This is a genomic window from Streptomyces sp. adm13(2018), assembly GCF_008042145.1.
Lineage (GTDB): Bacteria > Actinomycetota > Actinomycetes > Streptomycetales > Streptomycetaceae > Streptomyces.
The window spans coordinates 1-7742 of the sequence record NZ_RDBH01000018.1 but is presented as its reverse complement, the minus strand read 5'-3'; the positions used below and the strand labels follow the sequence as shown (position 1 = coordinate 7742).

The 7742-nt window shown below is 73.4% G+C and carries 8 protein-coding genes and 1 pseudogene; 4 read left to right on the top strand and 5 right to left on the bottom strand.

The features are described 5' to 3' along the window. Nucleotides 1-58 precede the first annotated feature (58 nt). On the bottom strand, nt 59-1075 hold the full coding sequence (locus tag EAO70_RS02035; RefSeq protein WP_261992594.1) for a DMT family transporter: 1017 nt from the start codon (nt 1073-1075) through the stop codon (nt 59-61). Between the two features lie 73 nt (nt 1076-1148). Here EAO70_RS02035 and EAO70_RS02030 point away from each other — a divergent pair, with 73 nt between their 5' ends. Beyond that, complete coding sequence (locus EAO70_RS02030; RefSeq protein ID WP_148001316.1) at nt 1149-2051, top strand: LysR family transcriptional regulator; 903 nt, start codon at nt 1149-1151, stop codon at nt 2049-2051. Nucleotides 2052-2138: 87 nt separating this feature from the next. Here EAO70_RS02030 and EAO70_RS02025 read toward each other — a convergent pair whose 3' ends face one another. Next, the gene (locus EAO70_RS02025) at nt 2139-2606 is read right to left on the bottom strand and encodes a pyridoxamine 5'-phosphate oxidase family protein (RefSeq protein WP_148001315.1); all 468 of its coding nucleotides are present in this window, start codon (nt 2604-2606) and stop codon (nt 2139-2141) included. 78 nt (nt 2607-2684) lie between these two features. On the opposite strand from EAO70_RS02025, the pseudogene EAO70_RS02020 reads away from it, so the two are divergent. Further along, a pseudogene (locus tag EAO70_RS02020) lies at nt 2685-3329 on the top strand (cysteine hydrolase); the annotation flags it as partial. A gap of 44 nt (nt 3330-3373) precedes the next feature. Here the strand turns inward: EAO70_RS02020 and EAO70_RS02015 are convergent. After that, complete coding sequence (locus EAO70_RS02015) at nt 3374-3766, bottom strand: Rieske (2Fe-2S) protein (RefSeq protein WP_148001317.1); 393 nt, start codon at nt 3764-3766, stop codon at nt 3374-3376. A gap of 174 nt (nt 3767-3940) precedes the next feature. On the opposite strand from EAO70_RS02015, the gene EAO70_RS02010 reads away from it, so the two are divergent. After that, nucleotides 3941-5143 carry an AraC family transcriptional regulator gene (locus tag EAO70_RS02010; protein ID WP_148001314.1) on the top strand — a complete coding sequence of 401 codons (1203 nt, stop codon included), beginning with the start codon at nt 3941-3943 and terminating at the stop codon, nt 5141-5143. 211 nt (nt 5144-5354) lie between these two features. Next, nucleotides 5355-5963, top strand: coding sequence for a signal peptidase I (gene lepB, locus EAO70_RS02005; RefSeq protein ID WP_148001313.1), 609 nt, complete (start codon nt 5355-5357; stop codon nt 5961-5963). A gap of 55 nt (nt 5964-6018) precedes the next feature. Here the strand turns inward: lepB and EAO70_RS02000 are convergent, their stop codons facing one another. Further along, nucleotides 6019-6636, bottom strand: coding sequence for a TetR family transcriptional regulator (locus EAO70_RS02000; protein WP_148001312.1), 618 nt, complete (start codon nt 6634-6636; stop codon nt 6019-6021). A gap of 99 nt (nt 6637-6735) precedes the next feature. Next, nucleotides 6736-7710 (bottom strand): DUF6114 domain-containing protein, encoded by a 975-nt coding sequence (locus tag EAO70_RS40195; protein WP_410090956.1) that lies wholly within the window; start codon nt 7708-7710, stop codon nt 6736-6738. Nucleotides 7711-7742 lie beyond the last annotated feature (32 nt).

The following is a 7742-nucleotide window of genomic DNA, read 5'->3' as shown; positions in this document are numbered from 1 at the left end:
CTCGCCGGCTCCCAGGTCGGGCTCGCCACCCTGCAACTGGCCGTGGTCACCCCGCTGTTCACCTCGATGCCGACGTCCGTGGAGGTGCTGCCGCTGCTCGCCGTGATCGCGCTCGGCGCGCTCGGCACGGGGTACGCGATGCTGCTCCAGTACGGGGTGTGCGGCGGGTCTGGGTGAGGGCTGCTCCTGCCAGGACCACGATCGCGCCGACCGGGGTGTTCCAGGTGAGTTGTTCGTTCAGGAGAGTTACTCCCGCCGCCGTCGCGATGACCGGGATGAAGTACGTGACCATCGCGGCCGTCGTCGGGCCGACCTCCGCCACCACCCCGTACTGGAGCAGCATCGCGTACCCCGTGCCGAGCGCGCCGAGCGCGATCACGGCGAGCAGCGGCAGCACCTCCACGGACGTCGGCATCGAGGTGAACAGCGGGGTGACCACGGCCAGTTGCAGGGTGGCGAGCCCGACCTGGGAGCCGGCGAGCGAGAGGTTCGAGGCGCCCGTGCCGCTCAGCGTCCTGCGGACGTAGATCCAGCCGACGGCGTAGCTGAGGGAGGCGAGCAGAGCCAGCGCCGTGCCCGTCACGTCGACGCCCGAGAAGCCCTGCCACGCGCCGAGCACCGTCAGCACCCCGACGAAGCCGATCCCGAGGCCCGCCGCGCGGACCCGGGTGGGGCGGTCCTCGGAGAGCGCCACGAGGGAGAGCAGCATGCCCCAGAGCGGTGTCGTCGCGTTGCAGATGCCCGCCAGGGTCGACGGGATGGTCAGCTCGGCGTACGCGAAGAGGGAGAACGGCAGGGCGTTGAGGAGGAAGGCCGCGACGGTCAGATGGCCCCAGACGCGGGCACCGCGCGGAAGCCGGTCGCGCTTCACGACCAGGGCCACGGCGAGCACCGCCGTACCGAAGAGGAGACGTCCGAAGGTCACCTGGAACGGCGCGAAGCCCTCCGTGCCGACCTTGATGAAGACGAAGCTGAATCCCCAGATCAGGGCCAGGATGCCGAAGCGGACGCGCCAGTCGAGCAGGCGTGAGACGGCGGGCGGTGATGCGGGCGGGAGCGGGGCTGCGGGGCTCATGCACTCAGAGTGGCCGCAGCGACCTCTTAGAACAAGCGAGAATTCCTCGACCCCTCCCCTTAGTATTGCTTACATGTTGAATCTGGAGCGCCTGCGCACGCTCGACGCCGTCGCCCGGCACGGCTCGGTCAGCGGTGCGGCCGACGGGCTGCACGTCACCACATCCGCCGTCTCCCAGCAGCTCTCCAAACTGGAGCGCGAGGTGGGCCAGCAGCTGCTCGCCAAGAACGGCCGGGGGGTGCGGCTCACCGACGCCGGGCAGCTGCTCGCCGAGCACGCCGCCCGGATCCTCTCCCAGGTCCAGCTGGCCCAGGCCGACATCGAGGCACAGCGCGGCCAGGTGGTGGGCGAGGTGCGGGTCGCCGCCTTCCCCACCGCGGCCCGGGGCCTCTTCCCCGCCGCGCTCGCCGCCCTGCGCGAGGGGCACCCCGAGCTCCGGGTCCGTACGACGGAACTGGAGCCCGAGAGCGGAGTGCGCGCGGTGCTCCGCGGCGACGCGGACCTCGCGCTCGTCCTGGACTGGAGCAACAAGCGGGCACCCGTGCCCGGCGGGCTCGAACGCGCCCACCTCCTCGACGACGCCGCCGACGTGGCCCTGCCCGCCGGGCACCGGCTCGCCGGGCGCGAGGCGGTGGACCTGGTGGACTTCGCCGACGAGGAGTGGGTCTCCTGGCCCGAGGGCGAGTTCTGCCACGACTGGCTGATGTTCACCCTGCGCTCGCAGGGCATCGAGCCGCGGATCGGCCATCTGGCGGGGGAGCACCACACCCAGCTGGCTCTGGTCGCGGCCGGACTCGGCGTGTGCGTCACGCCCCGGCTCGGGCGGCCCGTCCCGGAAGGGGTCGTCTTCGTCCCCGTACGGCAGCTGGTGCGGCGCCACATCTACGCGACCTGGCGGTCCGACGCGGGGCGTCGGCCCTCCGTACGGGCGGTTATCGGAGCGCTGCGGGAGGCGGCCGGTCCGCTGGGGGGCTGACCGGGCCCCGGACGAAGCCGCCCGCCGCCGCGCGCCCGTCCGCCTCCCGCCGAACCGGCCGACTCCCGCCGAACCGTCCGCCTCCCGTCAGAGGCCCGCGAGCTTGCGGAAGTCCCAGGAGGCGATCGCGTCCGGTGTCAGGCGCATCCAGGCGTGCCTCCCGTCGTGCGGCATCGCGTCGAGGCCGAAGTTCTTCGCGGCGAACAGCTGCTCGGGCACGTCCAGTTCGGGGCACGGCTCGCCCGTACGCGGCGCCTCGCCCACGAACTCGACCGTGCCGGACAGCTCCGCGCCGCGCAGTTCGCCGTACTCCACGCCGTCGTCCACCACGACGGCGATCCTCGGGTCGGCGCGCAGCTCCGCCCACCGCCGGCTGCGGGTCAGCGAGTACAGCCAGAGCGAGGAGCCGTCCCAGGCGAACCAGAGCGCGCTCACGTGCGGGCGGCCGTCGGCGGAGACGGTCGCGACCCGGCAGGTGCGCTGTTCGGCGAGGAAGGAGTCGAGCTCCGCCGGGGTCATCATGATCCGGCGTCCACGGCGCTGTGCGACGGTCATCGTCCGCACCCTTCTGGATTTCTGATGAGACGTCAGAAAGCATGGGGGGCCATTCGCGCGCGTGCAAGGGGAGAGGCCATGGAGCGGACTGCGAGAGAGCGGCTCGGGGAGCGGATCAGGCCGGACGGCGGGGTCGTACTGCTCACCGTCGAATGCCAGCAGGGGGTCGTCGGGCCGGACAGCGCCCTGCCCGAACTGGCCGCCGCCGCACGCACGTCGGGAGCCCTGCGGAACGTCGCACGGCTGGTCGCCGCCGCCCACGAGACCGGCGTCCAGGTGATCCACGCCGTCGCCGAACGCCGCCCCGACGGGCGGGGCGCCAACAGCAACGCCCGGCTCTTCCGGGCCGCGTCCCGGCTGCCCGTCCAGCAGCACAGCGGGAGCGCGGCGGTACGCGTCGCCGAGCCGATCCAGGTCGCGGAGGAGGACCTCGTCGTGCGGCGGCTGCACGGGCTCTCGCCCCTCGCCGGGACCGACGTCGACCCGCTGCTCCGCAACCTCGGCTGCCGGACCCTGATCGTCACCGGCGTCTCCGCCAACGTGGCCGTGCCCAACGCCGTCTTCGACGCCGTCAACCTCGGCTACACCGTGGTCGTGCCCGCGGACGCCATCGCGGGGGTGCCGGCCGACTACACCCCCGCGATGATCCGTCACACCCTGGCGCTCGTCGCCACGATCACCACGACCGACGACGTACTCGCCTGCTGGAAGCTCCCCCGCCAGATGGCCGATCCGCGGCTCGATGCCCTGCGAGCGCAGGGTGAACATCAGCCAGTCGTGGCAGAACTGAAGTGGCTCTGGTGGCAGGGGCAGACGATGACCCCGTCCTTGACGCTGCCGACGGCACAGCCCGCGTGGGTGCACTTCGAGGAGAAGGCCTTGAACTCGCCGGCCTTGGGCTGGGTGATCACCACGCCTTTGCCGGCGATGACCTTCCCGCCGCCCACCGGGATGTCCCCGGTCAGCGCGAGGGTCTCGGCCTCCGGGGCGTCGCCCCCGTCGTCCGTCCCGCCGTTCACCGCGCCCTCGGTGCCACCGGTGCCGCCGCCGTCCCCGTCGCCGGTGCCGCCCTTGTCTCCGCCCCCGCAGGCGGCAAGCACCGCGACCAGCCCTGTACCGCCTGCCGCCGCGACCACGGTCCGGCGTGCCACTCCGCTCATCTGCTGCCCCTTTATCCTCGTGCGTTCGGCGCGCTTCCGCCCCAGCCCGAAGGTACGGCTGTGACCTGTGTCCCGTTCACAGGATCGGACGTTCTCCGCCTTACAGTTCTGACTAGAGTGTCCGATCCTGGACAACTGGCAGGGAAACTGTCCACGGGGGAGGGAGCGGCGGGGGTGCTGACGCAGTCGGTGAGTGCCCATCACGTACGAGCCGTGCTGCTTGCGGCCCAGCGGCGCGGCCTCGACACCGGACCCCTGCTCGCCCGGGCGGGCCTGCCCGCGACGCTGGCCGAGGAAGTCCCGTCGCTGGAACGGGGGTCGGAGCGGGGCACGGCCGAGTGGGGCACGGCTGGGCGGGTTCTGGCGGAACGGGCCCCAGCGGACCGGGGCCCGGCGGACCGGGCCCCGTCGGAGCGGGTTCCGGCCGAGCGGTTCGGGCAGCTCGTCAGAATGCTCTGGGCCGCCCTCGACGACGAGCTGATCGGCTTCGGCGGCGCCCCCAGCAAGGTGGGGACCTTCGCGATGATGGCCCACGCCGTGGTCCACGGCAGCCGTGACCTGCGCGAGGCGCTCCGACGGGCCGGGGCCTTCTACGCGCTCTTCCCCGGCGGGCCGTGGTTCCGCCTCGTCGAACCGGCGGCGGACGCAGCCGGGGCCGGCGACGCCGACGAGGCCCGGCTGGAGTTCGACCTCTCCGGGTACGACGACCCCCTGCACGTCGGCGCCGAGTCCACCGTGCTGGTCGCGCACCGCTTCGCCGGCTGGCTCGTCCGGCGGCGGGTCGGGCTGCGCAGAGTCGAGTTCGTCCACCCCGAACCCCGCCACGCGGGCGAGTGCGCCCTCCTGTTCGAGGCGCCCTGCGTCTTCGGCGCCCCGCGAACGGCCGCCGTCCTCGACCGCGCCGACCTCGACGAGCCTGTCCTGCGGGACGCGGCCGCGCTCAAGGTCTTCCTCCGGCGGGCTCCCGTCGACGTGCTCGTCCGCGCCGACTACGGGAGCACGGCGACCGGCCGGGTGCGGCACCTGATCGGCAGGTCCCTGCCCGCGGGCCGGGTTCCGACGCCCGAGGAAATCGCGGTCCTGCTGTCCGTCAGCCCGCAGACCCTCCGCCGCCGGCTGGCCGCCGAGGGGACCACGTACCAGCGGGTCCGCGACCAGGTGCGGCGCGACCACGCCCTCGCCGAGCTGGCCGTCGGCCGGATCTCGATCGAGCGTCTCTCGCGCCGGCTCGGATTCTCCGAACCCAGCGCGTTCCACCGGGCGTTCCGGCGCTGGACCGGCGAGACGCCCCGGGCCTACCAGGCCCGGACCGGGACCGCGGACCACCCGGTCGCCCCCTCGGTCCCTTTGTCGCGCGCGTCCGGTCAACAACCCTGAGCGGTACGGTCACGGCCGCCGCCCGCCGTCCGGCCTACCGTCCCGCCATGACCGAAATCGACCGGTCCGGCGGTGTACGGCTGCCGGACTCCCGGGACGGCCGTCCGCAGGGACGTACTCGCGGACGCCCCTGCGCACTCCCCGGTGGCCGTCCCCGCGTTCGCCTCAGCGGCCGGCTCCGCGCCCGTCCCCCGGGCCGGACCGGACCCCGGTGACCGTGCGTCGGGTGGCCGCCGTCGTCCTCGGGGTCGGCGTGGTGCTCTGCCTGGTGGCGGTCGTGGCCGTGACGTCACTCGGGGTACGAGTCGACGGTACGAGCATGGCGCCGACCCTCCACCCGGGGGACCGGGTGCTCGCGACGCCGGGCTCCGCGGCGGCGGCGCGCCGTTTCGACGTGGTCCTGCTCCGGGCCACCGAAAGGGACGCGCTTCTGGTCAAGCGGGTGATCGGGCTGCCCGGCGACCGCGTCGCCATCGTGTCCACGCCCGAGGAGCCCTTCCAGGTGCTGTTGCAGGAGGCGGGCACGGGCCCGGTCCGGCGGGTCGTGGCACCGCAGTGGGCGGCGCAGGCCCGTCGAGCGGGTGCCTGCTGCGGGCCCGACGGGACGGGCTCCGCGCGGACCGCGCTGCGGACCGTGCCCGAGGGATCGTTCTTCTACCTGGGCGACAACCCCGACCTGTCGGACGACTCGCGGACGTACGGCTGGGGCGAGATCGCGCGGATCGAGGGCCGGGTCGGATTGCGGGCCTTCCCGGTCTCGGCGTCCGCGGAGATCGGCAACCGCCCTGTCCTGGAGGGTTATGCGGGGCCGGGGCCCTAGGCAGCGCAGCGGGCCGGGCCGGAGCTTCCTGTCCCGGCCGGGGATCCGTCGCCGCTCAGGCCTGGGGTGCGGCCGCCGGCATGCGCTCGGTGCCCGTACTCAGGGCGACCCGTACGACGGTGTCCGCGATCCGGCCGGCCGACTCCTCCGGCGAGGAGGTCGCCTGGACGATGTGGCTCGCCGTCAGGCGCACCGCCGCGTCCACGGCGAGGTCCCGCGCCACCGGGTCGATCGTCGGCCAGGCCTCCGTGACGTACGCGTCGGCCATCGCCGTCGCCAGGTCGAAGGCCGCCGCCGAGCGGGTCGTCAGGTAGGAGAGGAGGCCGTCCTCGCCGGTGCTCGTCAGCATGGCCTTGATCAGTGGGTTCCGGCCGGCCAGCGTGAGCGTGAAGCCGACCGCGGCCTCGACCGCCGCCCTCAGGTCGTCCCGGTGGGCGTCCAGCCCCTCCTGGATGCCGACCAGGCAGCGCTCCAGCTCACGCTGGAAGAGGGCCTCGCCGACCGCCTCCTTGGAGGGGAACTCCGAGTACAGCGTCTGGCGGCTGACCCCGACCGCGCCGGCCAGGTGGGACATCCGGAGCTTGTCGAAGCCGCGGTCGGCGACCGCCTCGTACGCGGCGTCCAGCAGCCGCTCGCGCAGCAGCGTCCGGACCGTCTCCCTGAACCGTGGCATCGGGCAAGCCTAGTCCAGCCGCGTTCGGCCCCAGAATTGTTCGAAGTGTTGACACTTCTTGGAAGAGTGTCCAATTCTCAAACAAGCAGTCGTGAAGTGTCATGCGACTCCGGATCCCCCGCGCGGCACGTGCGGGACGACGGTTGGAGACCACATGCAGCACGAGACCCGAGGCGTCACCCGCTGGCGCAGATCCGCCTTCCTCGCCGTGCCCGCCACGGCGGCCGTCGCCGCCATGGCCACGGCCATGGTCCAGGGCGCGCTCGCCGCGAACCTCTCGCTGACCAGCGTCCCCTTCACCCTCAGCTCGAAGACGGTGGCCGCCCCGCAGGGCATCGGCGCCGTCATGCACACCATCGACGCCGGCGGCGCCAAGGGGGCCGCCGAGGTCGGCCTCGCCAAGGCCGGCCTCGACGGCATCTGCGTGCACGCCGTCCAGTCCGTCAACCTCCCGGTGATCGGCAGCCTCGGCACCTGGTCGCTCAACATCTCCTCACCGGCGGCGGCCACGCCGCTGACCAGCGACCAACTCGTCGCCGGCGCCGGACTCCAGGCCAACAAGCTCGTCCTGGACGCCCAGTCGCTCAAGGCCGCCACGGCCACGCTCCACGCGAGCGACACCAGCCCGAACGTCATCGGCGCCGCCGCCGACGGCGCCGGGATCAAGAGCAGCGGGATCACCGACGGCGCCCCGGGCCAGTTCGGACTCGACGCCACCGGTGGCCGCACCGACATCAGGAACCTCAACGCCGACGCCCACGGCGCCACCATCTCCGGCGCCATCACCCTGCCGGACCTCGCGATCGGCATCGCCATGAGGACGACACCGCCCGCCATGCCCGCGATGCCGCCCACGCCTACCTGGAGGATCTTCCCGAGCGGGGCCATCGGCAGGAAGAAGATGACGAAGCCGCCGAGCGCGGTCCAGACGGTCGCCCAGAACGGCCGGGTGCGCCGCCAGCGCCGGAAGGCCGCGCGGGTGCCGTGGGTACGTCCGGCGGGACCGGCGGGGGCCGCCGCGGCGGGCTCGTCGCTTCCGGCGGGCTGTGCGAGCGGCTCGGGAAGATCCTCCAGGTAGGCGTGGGCGGCATCGCGGGCATGGAGGG

Coding starts and splice junctions, on each gene's coding strand:
- EAO70_RS02030 (WP_148001316.1), top strand. CDS start 1,149: ATGTTGAATCTGGAGCGCCTGCGCACGCTCGACGCCGTCGCCCGGCAC.
- EAO70_RS02015 (WP_148001317.1), bottom strand. CDS start 3,766: ATGAGCGGAGTGGCACGCCGGACCGTGGTCGCGGCGGCAGGCGGTACA.
- EAO70_RS02000 (WP_148001312.1), bottom strand. CDS start 6,636: ATGCCACGGTTCAGGGAGACGGTCCGGACGCTGCTGCGCGAGCGGCTG.
- EAO70_RS02035 (WP_261992594.1), bottom strand. CDS start 1,075: ATGAGCCCCGCAGCCCCGCTCCCGCCCGCATCACCGCCCGCCGTCTCA.
- EAO70_RS02025 (WP_148001315.1), bottom strand. CDS start 2,606: ATGACCGTCGCACAGCGCCGTGGACGCCGGATCATGATGACCCCGGCG.